This window comes from Sphingobium chlorophenolicum (assembly GCF_000722875.1).
Lineage (GTDB): Bacteria > Pseudomonadota > Alphaproteobacteria > Sphingomonadales > Sphingomonadaceae > Sphingobium > Sphingobium chlorophenolicum.
In genome coordinates this window covers 97,970-112,570 of sequence record NZ_JFHR01000009.1, presented here as the reverse complement: position 1 = coordinate 112,570, position 14,601 = coordinate 97,970, and the positions used below count along the sequence as shown (strand labels likewise).

At 66.7% G+C, this 14,601-nt stretch carries 14 protein-coding genes; 8 read left to right on the top strand and 6 right to left on the bottom strand.

Annotated features, from left to right (window positions below):
- The first annotated feature begins 9 nt into the window (after nucleotides 1-9).
- The 7 genes from BV95_RS05740 to BV95_RS05710 all read left to right on the top strand — a co-directional run bounded on the left by BV95_RS05740 (nucleotide 10) and on the right by BV95_RS05710 (nucleotide 8,507).
- Nucleotides 10-2,880: a M16 family metallopeptidase gene (locus tag BV95_RS05740; RefSeq protein WP_037448579.1), complete on the top strand. Its 2,871-nt coding sequence runs from the start codon at nucleotides 10-12 to the stop codon at nucleotides 2,878-2,880.
- Between the two features lie 23 nt (nucleotides 2,881-2,903).
- Nucleotides 2,904-3,206, top strand: coding sequence for a hypothetical protein (locus tag BV95_RS05735; RefSeq protein WP_037448576.1), 303 nt, complete (start codon nucleotides 2,904-2,906; stop codon nucleotides 3,204-3,206).
- Nucleotides 3,207-3,440: 234 nt separating this feature from the next.
- Complete coding sequence (locus tag BV95_RS05730) at nucleotides 3,441-3,890, top strand: MarR family winged helix-turn-helix transcriptional regulator (protein ID WP_037448573.1); 450 nt, start codon at nucleotides 3,441-3,443, stop codon at nucleotides 3,888-3,890.
- A 1-nt stretch (nucleotide 3,891) separates the two neighbouring features.
- Nucleotides 3,892-5,952, top strand: a complete 2,061-nt coding sequence (locus tag BV95_RS05725) for an FUSC family protein (protein WP_037448571.1) — start codon at nucleotides 3,892-3,894, stop codon at nucleotides 5,950-5,952.
- Complete coding sequence (locus BV95_RS05720; RefSeq protein WP_037448568.1) at nucleotides 5,949-6,164, top strand: DUF1656 domain-containing protein; 216 nt, start codon at nucleotides 5,949-5,951, stop codon at nucleotides 6,162-6,164. Before BV95_RS05725 ends, BV95_RS05720 begins: the two co-directional genes overlap by 4 nt.
- Nucleotides 6,161-7,063, top strand: coding sequence for an efflux RND transporter periplasmic adaptor subunit (locus BV95_RS05715; protein WP_037448565.1), 903 nt, complete (start codon nucleotides 6,161-6,163; stop codon nucleotides 7,061-7,063). Before BV95_RS05720 ends, BV95_RS05715 begins: the two co-directional genes overlap by 4 nt.
- Before the next feature lie 70 nt (nucleotides 7,064-7,133).
- Nucleotides 7,134-8,507: an efflux transporter outer membrane subunit gene (locus BV95_RS05710; protein ID WP_081873287.1), complete on the top strand. Its 1,374-nt coding sequence runs from the start codon at nucleotides 7,134-7,136 to the stop codon at nucleotides 8,505-8,507.
- Between the two features lie 180 nt (nucleotides 8,508-8,687).
- Here BV95_RS05710 and pal read toward each other — a convergent pair whose 3' ends face one another.
- The 6 genes from pal to BV95_RS05680 form a co-directional block, all read right to left on the bottom strand.
- Nucleotides 8,688-9,197: a peptidoglycan-associated lipoprotein Pal gene (gene pal / locus BV95_RS05705; protein ID WP_013847972.1), complete on the bottom strand. Its 510-nt coding sequence runs from the start codon at nucleotides 9,195-9,197 to the stop codon at nucleotides 8,688-8,690.
- Between the two features lie 215 nt (nucleotides 9,198-9,412).
- Nucleotides 9,413-10,762, bottom strand: coding sequence for a Tol-Pal system beta propeller repeat protein TolB (gene tolB, locus BV95_RS05700; protein WP_051749625.1), 1,350 nt, complete (start codon nucleotides 10,760-10,762; stop codon nucleotides 9,413-9,415).
- The gene (locus BV95_RS05695; RefSeq protein ID WP_037448559.1) at nucleotides 10,759-11,673 is read right to left on the bottom strand and encodes a cell envelope integrity/translocation protein TolA; all 915 of its coding nucleotides are present in this window, start codon (nucleotides 11,671-11,673) and stop codon (nucleotides 10,759-10,761) included. The genes tolB and BV95_RS05695 overlap by 4 nt, the downstream gene beginning before the upstream one ends.
- A gap of 18 nt (nucleotides 11,674-11,691) precedes the next feature.
- On the bottom strand, nucleotides 11,692-12,153 hold the full coding sequence (gene tolR / locus BV95_RS05690; RefSeq protein WP_037448556.1) for a protein TolR: 462 nt from the start codon (nucleotides 12,151-12,153) through the stop codon (nucleotides 11,692-11,694).
- A gap of 112 nt (nucleotides 12,154-12,265) precedes the next feature.
- On the bottom strand, nucleotides 12,266-12,985 hold the full coding sequence (tolQ, locus tag BV95_RS05685) for a protein TolQ (RefSeq protein ID WP_037448553.1): 720 nt from the start codon (nucleotides 12,983-12,985) through the stop codon (nucleotides 12,266-12,268).
- Complete coding sequence (locus BV95_RS05680) at nucleotides 12,982-13,452, bottom strand: YbgC/FadM family acyl-CoA thioesterase (protein WP_037448669.1); 471 nt, start codon at nucleotides 13,450-13,452, stop codon at nucleotides 12,982-12,984. Before BV95_RS05680 ends, tolQ begins: the two co-directional genes overlap by 4 nt.
- Before the next feature lie 182 nt (nucleotides 13,453-13,634).
- On the opposite strand from BV95_RS05680, the gene BV95_RS05675 reads away from it, so the two are divergent.
- Nucleotides 13,635-14,513 carry a 3-hydroxybutyryl-CoA dehydrogenase gene (locus BV95_RS05675; protein ID WP_037448550.1) on the top strand — a complete coding sequence of 293 codons (879 nt, stop codon included), beginning with the start codon at nucleotides 13,635-13,637 and terminating at the stop codon, nucleotides 14,511-14,513.
- Nucleotides 14,514-14,601: the final 88 nt, after the last annotated feature.

The following is a 14,601-nucleotide window of genomic DNA, read 5'->3' as shown; positions in this document are numbered from 1 at the left end:
GAGGCGCTCATGACCTTCTCCCGCCATTCCCGCCGCTTGGCCCTGACGCTCGGCCTGTCCTCGCTCGCGCTCGCGCCCACGATGCAGGCCGTCGCCGCGCCCAGGGCGGCCAGCGCAGCCGCGCCCGCGCCGCTCTCCAGCCTCGTGTCGGCGGTGGACATCCCCTATGAGCAATTCACGCTGAAGAACGGCCTGCGCGTCATCGTCCACACCGACCGCAAGGCCCCCGTGGTCGGCGTGTCGATCTGGTATCATGTGGGCTCGCGCTTCGAACCGGCGGGCAAGACCGGCTTCGCCCATCTGTTCGAACATCTGATGTTCTACGGCTCCGAAAATGCGGACGGCCCCTTCTTCGGACGGCTGGAGGATATCGGCGCGACCGACTGGAACGGCACGACCTGGTTCGACCGCACCAATTATTTCGAGACGGTGCCGACCGGCGCGCTCGACCGGGCGCTGTTCCTGGAATCAGACCGCATGGGCCATCTGCTGGGCGCGGTCACCCAGACCAAGCTGGATACCCAGCGCGGCGTCGTCCAAAATGAAAAGCGCATGGGCGAGAACGAACCCTATGGCCTGGTCGAATATGCGCAATTGGCTGCCATGCTGCCGGAGGGGCACCCCTATCGCCACTCCACCATCGGATCGATGGCCGACCTGAACGCCGCCAGTCTTGCCGACGTGCAGACATGGTTCAAGACCCATTATGGCCCGAACAACGCCGTGCTGGTGTTGGCGGGCGACATCGACGCGCCGACCGCGAAGGCGAAGGTCGAAAAATGGTTCGGCAATATCCCCGCCGGTCCCGCGCCCCAGGATGTGGACGCGACCGTCCCGACGCTCGACAAGGATGTCGAGAAGGTGATGCACGACAATGTCGCCGCCACCCGGCTCTACCGCAACTGGATCGTGCCGGGGGTCAATTCGGACGATCTGACGCAGCTCGACCTCGCCATGGCGGTGTTCGGCGGGCTGGGGTCGTCGCGGCTCGACAATATATTAGTGCGCGGCGAGAAGGTCGCGGTGGCGGCCAAGGCCAGCATCCAGCCCTTCGAAAAGCTCAGCATCGCGGAGATCACCGTGGACGTGAAGCCGGGGCAGGACCCGGTGGCGGTGGGCAAGCGGCTGGACCAGCTTCTGGCCGACTATCTCGCCAAGGGGCCGAGCGCGGACGAGGTGCAGCGCGCCGCCACGGCGCAGCTTTCCGGCACCATCGGCGGGCTGGAGAAGGTGGGCGGTTTCAGCGGCAAGGCGGTGACGCTGGCCGAAGGGGCGGTCTATTCCGACGATCCGGCCAAATATAAGAAGGATCTGGCCGCCTATGCCGCCGCGACGCCGCAATCGGTGAGCGAGGCGGCCCGCAAATGGCTGTCGCGGCCGGTGTTCCGCCTGACCGTCGCGCCGGGCGAGCGTTCGGCGGAGGATAATGCGCTGGCAGGCAACGCCACCCATCATCCGGCCTATTTCCGCGACCCCAAGAAGCCTGCTCCCGTGGCCGCCACCCCGCCGCCGCCGACCAAGGTCGCCGAGCCGGGCATAGAGCCGGTCAAGGATCTGGAATTCCCCGCGGTCGAACATGCGAAGCTCAAAAACGGCATCCCCATCGTCTTCGCCCGCCGCGCCACGGTGCCGGTGGTGCGGGTGTCCGTGTCCTTCGACGCGGGCAACGCCGCCGACGACAAGGCGAAGCTGGGCACGGCCGGGCTGACCGCTGCCCTGCTCGACGAGGGCACGACGACGCGCAGTTCCATCCAGATCGCGGAGGAGCAGGAACGGCTGGGCGCCTCGATCAGCGCGGGCAACGGCATGGACGCCACCAATGTCGGCCTTTATGCGCTGAAGCCCAATCTGGACGCCTCGCTCGGCCTGCTGGCCGACGTGATACGCAACCCCGCCTTCGCGCCGGTCGAGGTGGAACGCCTGCGCGGTCAGGTGCTGACCCGCATCAAGGCGGAAAAGACCGAACCCATGCCGATCGCGCAGCGCCTGCTGCCGCCTTTGCTCTACGGGCAGGCGCATCCTTACGGCATTCCCTTCACCGGCTCCGGTACGGAAAGCGGCGTCAAGGCGGTGACGCGGGCCGATCTGGTCGCCTTCCACGACAAATGGCTGCGGCCTGACAATGCGACCATCTTCGTGACTGGCGATACCACGCTGGCCGATGTGATGCCGCTGCTCGAAAAGCGCTTCGGCGACTGGAAAGCACCCAAGGCGGCGAAGGGCGCAAAGCTCTTCCGCATGGACCGCATGATGCGGCCCTCCCGCATCATCCTGGTCGACAAGCCGCAAAGCCCGCAGTCGATGATCCTCGCCGGTGTGCTGACCAACAAGGCGGGCACCGACAATCCGGTGACGCTGCTGACCGCCAATGAGGTTCTGGGCGGCAGTTCCACCTCCCGCCTGATCATGGACCTGCGGGAGACGAAGGGCTGGGCCTATTATGCCGGAAGCGCCCTGCCGGGCGTCAAGGAAACGATCCCGCTGCTGGTCTATGCCCCGGTGCAGACCGACAAGACCGGCGAATCCATCGTCGCGGCGCGCAAGGACATCGGCGACTTCCTGACCGCCAAGGGCACGACGGAGGCGGAGCGGAACCAGACGATCAACAGCCAGATATTGTCGCTGCCCGGCAGTTTCGAAACCTCGTCCGACCTGCTGGCCGCGATGATGCGCAACCGGATGCTGGGGCGCCCGGACGATTATTATGCCAGCCTGCCGGGCGTCTATCGCGCCATGACGGCGGCGGACCTGGACAAGGCAGCGCGGGAGGCGATCGATCCCGACCGGCTGATCTGGGTCGTGGTCGGCGATGCGAAGCTGGTGAAACCACAGCTTGACGCGGTTGGCCTTCCAGTAGAAATGGGCACATTGGCAGATTGACGTTAACGTAAAGGAGAAGAGCTATGGCAGCAGTGGACGGCGCCTATGATTGCGTGGCGAAGACCCCGATGGGCGACCAGAACGGCGTGCTGACCGTGATCAGTTCCGGGGACAGTTTTCACGGCACTTTCGCGGGCATGATGGGCTCGCTCGACGTGGCGGATGGCAAGGTCGACGGCAACAAGCTGATCTGGAAGATGAACATGACCATCCCCATGCCGATGACGCTGGAATGCGAGGCGGAGGTGAACGGCGACAGCATCACCGGCACGATGCAGCTTGGCGCGTTCGGCGCGGCGGGCTTTTCGGGCACGCGCCGGGGCTGACGATTCGATAGCGACAGGGAAGGGGCGGGGAACAGCAGTTCCCCGCCCCTTCCCTATTCCTCCCTACGCGCAGCGTGGGGAGGGGGACCGTTCGCGAAGCGAATGGTGGAGGGGAAATACGCAGGTCGTGCCACCTTCCCCTCCACCAGCCTTCGGCTGGTCCCCTTCCCATCTCCCGATGGGGAGGAATGAAATGGACCTTGACGAAAGCTATTAGTTAGCTATCTAAGAAAAATGTCGCGATCCGAACTGAAGCGCATCCTAGCGCATAAACTGCCTCAGGTGGCGCGCCAGTGGCGGCAATTGGCCGATCTGGCGCTGGCGGAATTCGGCGTGTCCAACAGCGCGGGCTGGTGCCTGATCTATCTCGACCGGCTCGGCCCGGATGCGCGGCAGGCCGATTTGGCGGAGGAATTGGGCATCACCCAGCCGTCACTGGTGCGGACGCTGGACCAGTTGCAGGCGGCGGGCCTTGTCGAGCGCGTTCCCAACCCCGACGATCGCCGCTCGAACCGGGTCGCCTTCACGCCGGAAGGGAAGGAACTGGTGGGGCAGATCGAAGCCAAGCTGGCGAATTTGCGGCGCGAGCTGCTGGACGGCGTACCCGACACCGCGATCGAAATCCTCGTCAACCTGCTGGGCCTGCTGGAACGGCGCATGGCCGAACAGCGGGGGCAGTGCTGACATGATGGCCTTTGGCGAGCGCATCGGCTGGCCGACCGCGCTCTTCTCGCTGAAATGTTTCGCGGCAGCGATGCTGGCGCTCTATGCGGCGCTCAGCATCGGGCTGGAGCGGCCCTATTGGGCCTTCCTCACCAGCTATATCGTCGCCCAGCCGCTGGCAGGCGCGGTGATTTCCAAGGCGGTGTTTCGCACCATCGGCACGCTGACCGGCGCTGTCTTTTCGGTCGCCATCGTGCCACCGCTGGTCAATTCCCCCGAATTGCTGTCGCTGGCCATGGCGTCATGGGTGGCGCTCTGCGTCTATATCTCCCTGCTCGACCGGACGCCGCGATCCTATATGTTCGTGCTGGCTGGCTACAGCGCCTGCCTGATCGTCTTTCCCGACGTCGACACGCCCCAGGCCATCTTCACAGTAGCCTCGTTGCGCCTGCAGGAAATCACCCTGGGCATCTTGTGCGGCAGCCTGGTCCATGGCGTCGTCTTCCCCGGCTCCATCACCGACCTGCTGTTGGCGCGGGTGCAGGCGATGCTGCGCGACGCGGAACGCTGGTCCCATGACGCCATCGCGCTGGAGCCGGTGGAGGGGCTGGCGCAGGAGCGCCGCCGCCTGGCGCAGGACATCACCGAACTGCACCAGATGTCGGTGCACCTGCCCTTCGACATCAGCCGCCTGGCCCCCCGCGTGCGCACGGTGCGGGCGATGCAGGACCAGCTTTCCCTGCTGCTGCCGCTGGGCGCGGCGGTGGAGGACCGGCTGGCGATGCTGAAGGCGGCCAGCGGCGGAAAGGTGCCGCAGCCGGTCCGCAAGCTGATAGCCGACATCCGCGCCTGGATCGTCAACCCCGGCGACGATATCGCCGCCCGCACGGCGGCGGCGGACGCGCTGATCGCCCGCTGCGCCGCGCTGGAGCCTGCGGCGCGAGAGGAGATGGGCTGGGCGGAGATGATGCGCCTCAGCCTGTTTGCGCGGCTGGCCACCCTGATCGCGGCGCATCGCGATTGCCGCGACCTTTACGACCAGATGGTAACGCACAGGCGCGAGGCGGTGAGTCCCCGCGTCGGCGAATTGCTGGAGGGGCGGCGCAACCGCGAACTGCACAAGGATTATGCCGGGGCGGCGCGTGGAGCCTTCGGCGCCTTCGTCACCATCGCATTGGGTTGCGCGCTGTGGATCGGCAGCGGGTGGAAGGACGGCGGCACGGCGGTGATGCTGGCGGGCGTGTTTCTTTCCCTGTTCGCCGGGTCGGACAATCCGCTCGCGCCGCTCAAGGGCTTCATGATCGGCACCATCGCCGCATCCCTGTTGGGCGCGATCTATGGCTATGTCATCATGCCGCGCCTGGACGGGTTCGCCATGCTGGCCGCCGCCTATGCGCCTATGCTGCTGCTGTTGGGCACGATGATGGCGTCGCCGCGCTGGCTGGGCATCGCGCTGCCGACATTGCTGGGGCTGGGCAGCCCGGTGCTGCTGTCGGATCGGTACCGGGACGCCTTCGCCGTCTATGCCAACGGCACGGTGGCGCAGTTGGTCGGCCTGTGGTTCGCGATCATCATGGCCGGGCTGTTGCAGTCGGCGGGCGTCGAACGGGCGATCAGACGCACGGTGCGGGCGGGCTGGAACGACATCGCCAATCGCGCCACGCTGATGACGCCGCCCGACGTTCGGGGCTGGATCAACCGGATGCTGGACCGCATCGCGCTGCTCGCCCCGCGTCTGGCGGCGACGCGGTCGGACAGCGGGCAACCGCTTTACGATGCGCTGCGCGATCTGCGGACGGGCGTTGCCATCGGCGAATTGCGGCAATTGCGGCTGGACCTGCCTGCCGATGAAGCCGCGCCGCTAGCCGATGTGCTGACGGGGGTGGGCGCGCATTATCGCGGGCTGGACCCGGATGCGCCCGCACCCGCCCGCCCGGCGCTTCTGGCCGACATCGACCATGCGATCGGCGACCTGTCGCTCAACCACAGCGCCGCGATCCGGCGGCAGGCCATACTCGCGCTGGTCAGCCTGCGCCGCAACCTTTTCCCGGAGAGCGAAGGCTATCGGAGAGCCGCTGCATGACCGGAGAGATCGCCCTGGTCGGCGTCTATGTGCCGACCCTTTTGATATTGGCGCTGGCGGCGCTGATCCTGAGCTGGGGCGTGACCCGGCTGATCGCCGCCTTCGGCCTCTATCGCTTCCTCGCCTATCGGGCGGCGGTCGACCTCAGCATCTTCGTGCTGATGCTGGTCGCGCTCGCCATCCTCATTCCCACCCTTGGAATCCGCCTATGAACCGTCTTGCCGCCACGCTGACCCGCAGCGCCGCCACCATCGTCATCGTCATCGCCGCCATTCTGGCGGCGGTGTGGATGTGGAACCATTATGAGCGCAGCCCCTGGACCCGCGACGGGCGGGTGCGCGCCGATGTGGTGCGGGTGACGCCCGACATTGGCGGGCTGGTGACGTCCGTAGCCGTGCATGACAATCAGGCGGTGAAGGCGGGCGACCTGCTGTTCGTGATCGACCGGCCCCGCTATGCGCTGGCGGTGGAACAGGCGGAGGCGCGGATCGCCAGCGCGAAGGCGACATTGGGCCAGGCCCGGCGGGAGGCGACCCGCGACATCGCGCTTGGCGACCTGGTGGCCAAGGAAGCGCATGAGCAGAATGTGGCGCGCGTCGCGACGGCGCAGGCCGCGCTGGCCGAGGCGATGAGCGCGCGGGACGCCGCCGCGCTGAACCTGAAACGGACGCAGGTGGTGGCGTCGGTCAACGGCGTGGTCACGAACCTGGACCTGCATCCGGGCGATTTCGTCGCTGCTGGCCAACAGGCCATGGCGCTGGTCGACCGCGACAGCCTGCGCGTCGAGGGTTATTTCGAGGAAACCAAGCTGCCTTTGGTCTGCATCGGCGCGCCCGTGACGGTGCGGCTGATGGGCGAGGCGCAGGATCTGCACGGACGGGTCGACAGCATCGCCTATGGCATCAACGACAGCAGCCGTTCGGATTCGGGCAACCTGCTGCCGACGGTCGAGCCGACATTCTCCTGGGTGCGCCTGGCCCAACGCATTCCGGTGCGGGTGAAGCTGACCAAGGTTCCGCCGGAGGTGAAGCTGATCACCGGGCGCACCGCCACGGTGACGATCGAACCGGTGCGGGCGGATGCAAAGCCGGGACAGTGCCGCCATGCATAACCTCCTGCCTTCTGGCACTCCTTCGTCCCCGTTCGGACGGAGGGGAAGGGCAAAGATATGGGCGCCCCTTTTGGCCTTCGCGTTGTCCGCCTGCGCCACGGCAGGCCCGGACTATCGCCCGCCGGAAAAGTCCGCGGCAACCGCCCCCGCCGCGCAGGGCGCTTTCCTGTCGGCGCAGAACCCCAGCTTCAGCAATGCCGAACTGCCCGATCACTGGTGGCGGCTCTATGACGATCCCCGTCTGGACGCGCTGGTCGAACAGGCGCTCGCCGCCAACACCGACCTGCGCGTGGCCGACGCGAACCTGAGCGCGGCGCAGGCCGTGCTGCGCGAGGCGGAGGCAGGGCGGACCATCGGCACCACCCTCAGCGGCGGAGCCACTCTGGCGCGGCCCTCCGGCACGGCGGAGAGTCTGCCGGGCGTGGTCGGCTATGATCTGGGCCTTTCCGCCTCCTATCCGCTCGACCTGAACGGCCGGATCAGGCGGGCGATCGAGGCGAGCGCCGCCGATGTCGAAACGGTGGCGGCCGCACGCGACTATGTGCGCGTAAGCGTCGCGGCGGCGACGGCCAGGGCTTATGCGCAAGTCTGCGCCGCCAACTATTCGCTGGTCGTCAACCGCCGCGTTGTGGCCCTGCAACGGGAAACTCTCAACGCCACCCAGCGGCTGTTCAAGGGCGGACGCGGCACCGCCTTCGACGTCAGCCGCGCGCAGGCGGCGGTCGACGTCAGCGAGGCTGGCCTGCCCGCCTTCGCGGCGCAGCGGCAGGCCGGACTATATTTGCTGGCGACCCTGCTGGGGCGCGCCCCGGCGGATTATCCCAGGGATGTGGAGGATTGCGCGGCCCTGCCGATGCTGCACGCGGCCATGCCCCTAGGCGACGGCGCGGCATTGATCCGGCGGCGGCCCGACATCCGACAGGCTGAACGCGGCATCGCCGCCGATACCGCTCGCGTCGGCGTGGCGACGGCCGACCTCTATCCGCAAATCGGCATCGGAGGATCGCTAGGCCTCGGCGGACCGCTCAACAGCTTCGGGTCCGGCGCCAGCTTCGGCATGAGCCTGGGGCCGCTGCTGAGCTGGAGTTTCCCCAACCGCCCGGTCGTCAAGGCGCGGATCGCGCAGGCCGACGCGCAGGTGCAGGCTGACCTGGCCCGCTTCGACGGCACGGTGCTGGAGGCGTTGCGCCAGACGGAAACCGCGCTGGAAAGCTACCGCCGCCATGCCGATCAGACCGCGGCGCTCGACCGGGCGCGGGATAGCGCGGGCGTATCGGCGGCGCAGGCGGGCAAGCTGTTCCGCTTCGGACGGGGCGATTTCCTGTCCTTGCTGGACGCGCAACGCTCACTCGCCAATGCGGAGGCTTCAGCGGCGGCGGCGCGGGTGCAACTGGTGCAGGACCAGATCGCGATCTTCCTCGCGCTGGGCGGCGGTTGGTCCTAGTCTGGCCCCTTATCCTCTTCGTCATGCTGAACTCGTTTCAGCATCCATTTCTCCCCACGAACGGATTTCGCCAGTACAGGCCCCGATCGAACATCGCTCGCACGGCCAAAAAGAAACCCGCCGATCCCAGGGACCGGCGGGTCATGAAGCTGGCGCGACCCAAAAGGTTTCAGTCGGCCGTCAATATTGGACGGTGACCGTCACTGCGCGGCGGTTCTGCGCCCAAGCCGCTTCGTCCGAACCCAGCGCTGCCGGGCGTTCCTTGCCATAGCTGACGGTGGTGATGCGGCCCGCGTCGATGCCCAGCGAGGCGAGATAATTTTTCGCCGCATTGGCGCGGCGCTCGCCCAGCGCGATATTGTAGTCGCGGGTGCCGCGTTCGTCGGCATGGCCCTCTATGGTCACGCGGACATTGGGGTTCTGCTGCAACCAGGCGGCCTGGCTCTGCAATATCTGCTGGTCCTGCGCGTCGACATCATATTGGTCGGTGTCGAACAGGATGCGGTCGGACGAAACCGACGCGACGAAATCCTCCTGGCTGCCTTTTACCGGGCCGGACGGCGTGGCGGGGCCGGTGGTCTGGGTGGACGTGTCGGCGGGCGGCGGCGGCAGTTCCTTCGGCGCCTTCTTGGAGCAGGCGGCGAGGGCGACGATGGCCGTCGCCACCAGCAGGGTACGGGAAATCTTCATCGGGTTGCTCCTCAACATATATTCTTGAAGTCGTTACGCAGTCGGGACGATTCGGTTCCGATATAATGTAGATCAGGATGTGTGGGCATCCAGCTCAGGGTGGAGCGAAAATGGTGGAATTCGAGAACCGGCGCGCAGCGTACTTCAGTACGTGAGCACCGGAAGCGCAGAAAGCCGCCATTTGCAGCCCGCCCTGAGTTGGATGGCCGCGCATCCTAGGGCAGCAATGGACCCCAGGCCGGATCGGAACCGCTCAGCGGCGTCGGAATCCGCCGTTCGTTCACGCCGGTCAGGTCGACCTGCCACACCTGGCTGCTGCCCTCGCGGCCCGGCGTGGTGCGGAAGAATTGCAGCACCCGGCCATTGGGCGACCAGCTTGGCTGCTCGTCCTGCCAGCCATTGGTCAGGATGCGCTCATTATCGCCGCTGGGGGTCATCACCGCGATCTTGAAGTCACCCGAAATCTTGGTGAAGGCGATCAGGTCGCCGCGTGGGCTCCATTCCGGCGTCGCATAGCGGCCGCCGCCATGGCTGATCCGGCGCTGGCCCGAACCGTCGGCGTTCATGACATAAACCTGCTGGCTGCCCGACCGGTCGCTTTCGAACACGATCTGGCGGCCGTCCGGCGAATAGCTGCCGCCGACGTCGATACCCGGCGCGGTGGTCAGGCGTTGCGGCGCGCCGCCGGTGGCGGAGACGCGATAGACGTCGGTATTGCCCGCGACCGCCATGGAAAAGAGGATGTTGCGGCCATCGGGCGACCAGCGCGGCGCGAAGGTCGCATTGCTGCTCTCCGTCACCAGCCGCTGCTTGCCCGTGCCGATGTCGTAGATGTAGATGCGCACCCGGTTGTTCAGGTAGCTCACATAGACGATCGACTTGTAATCCGGCGAGAAACGCGGCGTCAGCGCGATCGACTGGCCATTGGTGATGAAGCGGTGGTTGGCGCCGTCCGAATCCATGATGGCCAGGCGCTTGGTGCGGTTCCCCTTGGGTCCGCTCTCCGCGATATAGGCGATGCGGCTGTCGAAGAAGGGGCTTTCGCCCGACAGGCGCGCATAGATGGCGTCGGCGCATTTATGCGCGGCCCGCCGCCAGTCGCGTGGGCTGACGACATAGCCCTGCCGCGTCAGTTCCTGCTTCAACGCCACGTCATAGAGATAGCAGCCGACGGTGATGTCCGCCTCGCCCCCCGTGGTGCGCACGAAACCCTGCACCAGCGCCTGATAGGCGCCCCATTTGTCATAGGCGGGGCTGGTCACTTCGGGGAAGGCGATGGTCGGGATGCCGTTCGGCCCGGATGGGTCGAACAGGCCCGATCCTTTGAGGTCGGCGGCGATGACCTCCGCGATCTTGCGCCCCAATTCGGTCGAGGAACCGGCGGGGGTGGAAACCTCCGCCTGCGCCGGAAGCGCGGGGACGACGATCTTGAGGTTGGAGGAGGATTCGTCCGTCACGTCGACGCTGAGCTGCGCCGAAGCGGCAGGCGCGAGCGCCAGCAGCAGCGCCCCCAGCACGGCACCCAATACGGATCGGGCCTTTCCAGTCCTGAACGATGGGGTCATTGCGATAGCCTCTTGTCGAAGGAGATGCGGAGGGATTTCCAGCCGTCGTAAAGATCGGGCGGAAGCTTGAAGGGCGCGGCGAGCCGGATCGCCTTGACCGCCAATTCCTGGTGCAGCGTCACCTGCGACCGGTTGCTGGCGGTGATGCCGGTGGTGTTGAAGACCTCCGGCTGCCCGACGATCGAGCCGTCGCGGGAAAGCTGCACGTCGACGAAAGTGCGAAGCTGCTCGATATCCGCGCCGCTCGGCGATTTCCAATGGGGTTTGACCTGGCGGCGGATTTCCGCGTCCAGCGCGGCCTTCTGCGCCGGTCCCATGGCGGCGGCGGGCGGCGGCGCGGGTTTGCGCGGCGCGTCGGCCTCCGCATCGATGCCTTTCAGGAAATCCTTGCCCAGCAGCGAACCCCTGGGCTTTTCCGCCTTGCCCTGCCCCGAAGCGCGGGCAGGGGCATTGGGCTTGGTCGCGGGTTTTTGCGACGCTTTCACGGGCGCGGCGGCGGCGGGCTTGGGCTTCTCCGGCGCGGGCTTGGACTTCGGCCTGGCGGCGGGCACGTCCTTTTTCGGCGGCGCGGGCGTCGGCTTGGCGGGCGCAGGCTTCGCCGCCGGCTTGGGCGGAGCGGGCTTGGGCGCGGGCGGGGCGGGCGTCGGCCTGGGCGCGGGTTCAGGCTCCGGCGCGGGCGCGGCGTCCTCGGTCGGGCCTTGCTCCGGCGCGACGCTGGGCGGCGGGGGCTGGGTCGACACTTGCGGCGCGGTCGATTTCAGCGCTACCTCGTCCACCAGGCTGACGTCCATCGGCGGCGAATTGAGCTTGAGCGGATTGGGAGTGGCCAGAAAACCGGACGACAGCAGGCCGAACAGCAGGACATGTCCCGCCGTCGCCACGCCCAGTCCGATTTTCTCCGCGCGATCCATTGCCAAAATCTATGGCCCCTATTCTGAACCGCTGCTTGCGGCGGCGTCAGATCCGGTGCTGACCAGCGCGACCTTGTTCAGGCCCGCCCGGTTCAACTCGCCCATGACCAGCATCACCCGGCCATAATCCAGCCCCTTGTCGGCGCGCAGGAATATCTGCGGCGGATCGGCCTTGCCTGCGTTGGCGGACATGATCTCTGCCAGGCGGCCGGGCAGTTCGGCGTCGCTGATCTGCGCGTCGTCGATGAAGACGCCGCCGTCGCGGTCGATGGAAACGACCGTCGGCTTCTGGTCCTGGTCCAGCCCCTTGGCGCGGGTTTCGGGCAGGTTCACCGGCACGCCGGTCACCAGCAAGGGCGCGGTCACCATGAAGATGATCAGCAGCACCAGCATCACGTCGACCAGCGGCGTGACGTTGATGTCCGCCATCGGCGCACGGCCCCGCCCGCGACGGGCGGAAGGAGGTCCGGACATGGCCATTACATCATACCTCTCGTCATCCCAGCGAAAGCTGGGATCTCGTGCCCCAAGCGCCACCCTATCCGGCCTGCGATCCCAGCTTCCGCTGGGATGACGGTGTTTGCGAACACCGTCACCGCTGCGCCTCTAACTCCCGGCTCAACGTCGAATAGAAATTGTCGGCAAAGCGCGTCAGCCCCGATTCCATCCGGTTGATGCCATGGCTGAACCGGTTGTAGGCGATCACCGCAGGGATGGCCGCGAACAGGCCGATGGCGGTGGCGAACAGCGCCTCCGCAATCCCCGGCGCCACGACCGCGAGCGAACTATTCTGCTCCGCCGCGATGCTGGTGAAGGCGCGCATGATGCCCCAGACCGTGCCGAACAGTCCGACGAAGGGCGCGACCGACCCGATGGTGGCCAGGATGTTGAGGCGATCCGACAGCCGGTCGACCTCCGCCGCGATGGTGCTGGACATGGCGGTCGACAGCCGGTCGCGGGTGCCCTCCCGGTCGATCACCTTCTGCGCGGTGGAACGGCGCCATTCCGTGACGCCCGCGGCCATCACCCTGGCGGCGGGGAATTCGGACTTGCCCCGCGCCTCGTAGAAGCGGTCGATATCCTCCGCCTTCCAGAAATCCTGTTCGAAGGCGCGGCTCAGCCTGCTCGCCTTGCGCAGCGTGAAGCTGAAGCCGATGATCATCGCCCAGGTCCAGATGCTGGCCAGCAGCAGGCCCAGCATCACCACCTTCACGACGATGTCGGCCTGAAGGAACAGGGCCAGCGGCGAAATGGTGGCGGCTTGCGCGGCACTGCCGACTGCAAGGCCAACGTCGGGCATCGAAAGGCTCATGGGTGGATGTCTTCCCCTCTCATCAAACGGCTGAAAATGTCGATCCAGGGCTTGGGTTGCCGGCGCGGGCGGCCCTGGGGCGTCAGGAAGGCGACGGAAACATCGCCTTCCGTCAGTAATTCCTCACCGCGCATGACCCTCTGATGAATGGAACATGAAGCAGCGCCCACTTTCAGGACGCGGCTCACCACCATCAGGTCATCGTCCAGCTTCGCCGGGCGGCGATAGTGCAATTGCAGGTCGGTGACGGCATAGACGCCCTCTCCCCCCTCCAGATTGCCGCGCTGGTCGATCCCGGCGATGCGCAGCATGTCCGACCGCGCCCGCTCCATATAGCGCAAATAATTGGCGTGATAGACCAGGCCGGACAGATCGGTGTCCTCGAAATAGACGCGCAGCGGGAAGTGATGCTCGGCGGCGATGAACCTTCCGGTTGCCGGCGCGGGCAGCAGGTCTGAAACGGACATGCCGGGGCTTTTAACCATCAAGCAGGCGCGGCGCAAAGCCGGAAATAGCGGAAATGACAGCACCCGCCGACCGTCCGGGGCTTTCCGTCCGCTTTCGCCGCGTCCGGAAGCTCTGGCGGCCCGCCTGACATGGCGCTACGGGGGCGGACGAAGAGCGATTCAGCGCAGGGAGTGTTTCAGCAATGACGGATATTCGGACCGTGGGCGTGATCGGCGCTGGCCAGATGGGCGCGGGCATCGCGCAGGTGGCGGCGCAGGCGGGTTATGAGGTGATCCTGTCGGACGTCGACCTGCCCCGCGCGCAAAAGGGCCGCGACGGCATCATCCGCCTGCTCGCCAAGGCGGTGGAGAAGGGCAAGCTGGCGCAGGCCGACGCCGACGCCGCCATCGCCCGGATCACGCCGGTGGGCGAAGTCGCCCCGCTGGCCGCCTGCCAGTTGGTGATCGAGGCCGCGACCGAGCGGGAAGAGATCAAGCGCACCATCTTCGCCAATGTCGGCGCGCTGCTGGCCGATGACGCGATTTTGGCGTCCAACACCTCCTCCATCCCGATCACCCGGCTGGCGCAGGCCGCGCCGGATGCGGGCCGTTTCGTGGGCGTCCATTTCTTCAACCCGGTGCCGGTGATGGCGCTGGTGGAGGTCATTCGCGGCCTCGCCACCAGTCCCGAAACCGTGACGGCGGTGGAAGGCTTCGCCGCCAGCCTGGGCAAGCAGGTGGTCCACGCCTTCGACGCGCCGGGCTTCGTGGTGAACCGCATCCTGCTGCCGATGCTGAACGAAGCGATCTTCGCGCTGGGCGAGGGCGTGGGCAGCGTCGTGGACATCGACAAGGGCGTGATGCTGGGCCTCAACCATCCCATGGGTCCGCTGACGCTGGCGGATTTCGTGGGCCTGGATACCTGTCTGGAGATTTGCAAGGTGCTTCAGAGCACGACCGGCGACCCCAAATATCGCCCCGCGCCGCTGCTGGTGAAATATGTCGAGGCAGGCTGGCTCGGCCGCAAGACGGGCAAGGGCTTCTACGACTATTCCGGCGCGGAACCCGTTCCCACCCGATAAGCATACAATAGTCCCCCCTCCCGCAGGCGGGAGGGGGTAGGGGGTGGGCGCGAGCGCAGCGAGCTTCTGCGCTACCGGCTGCAAACTG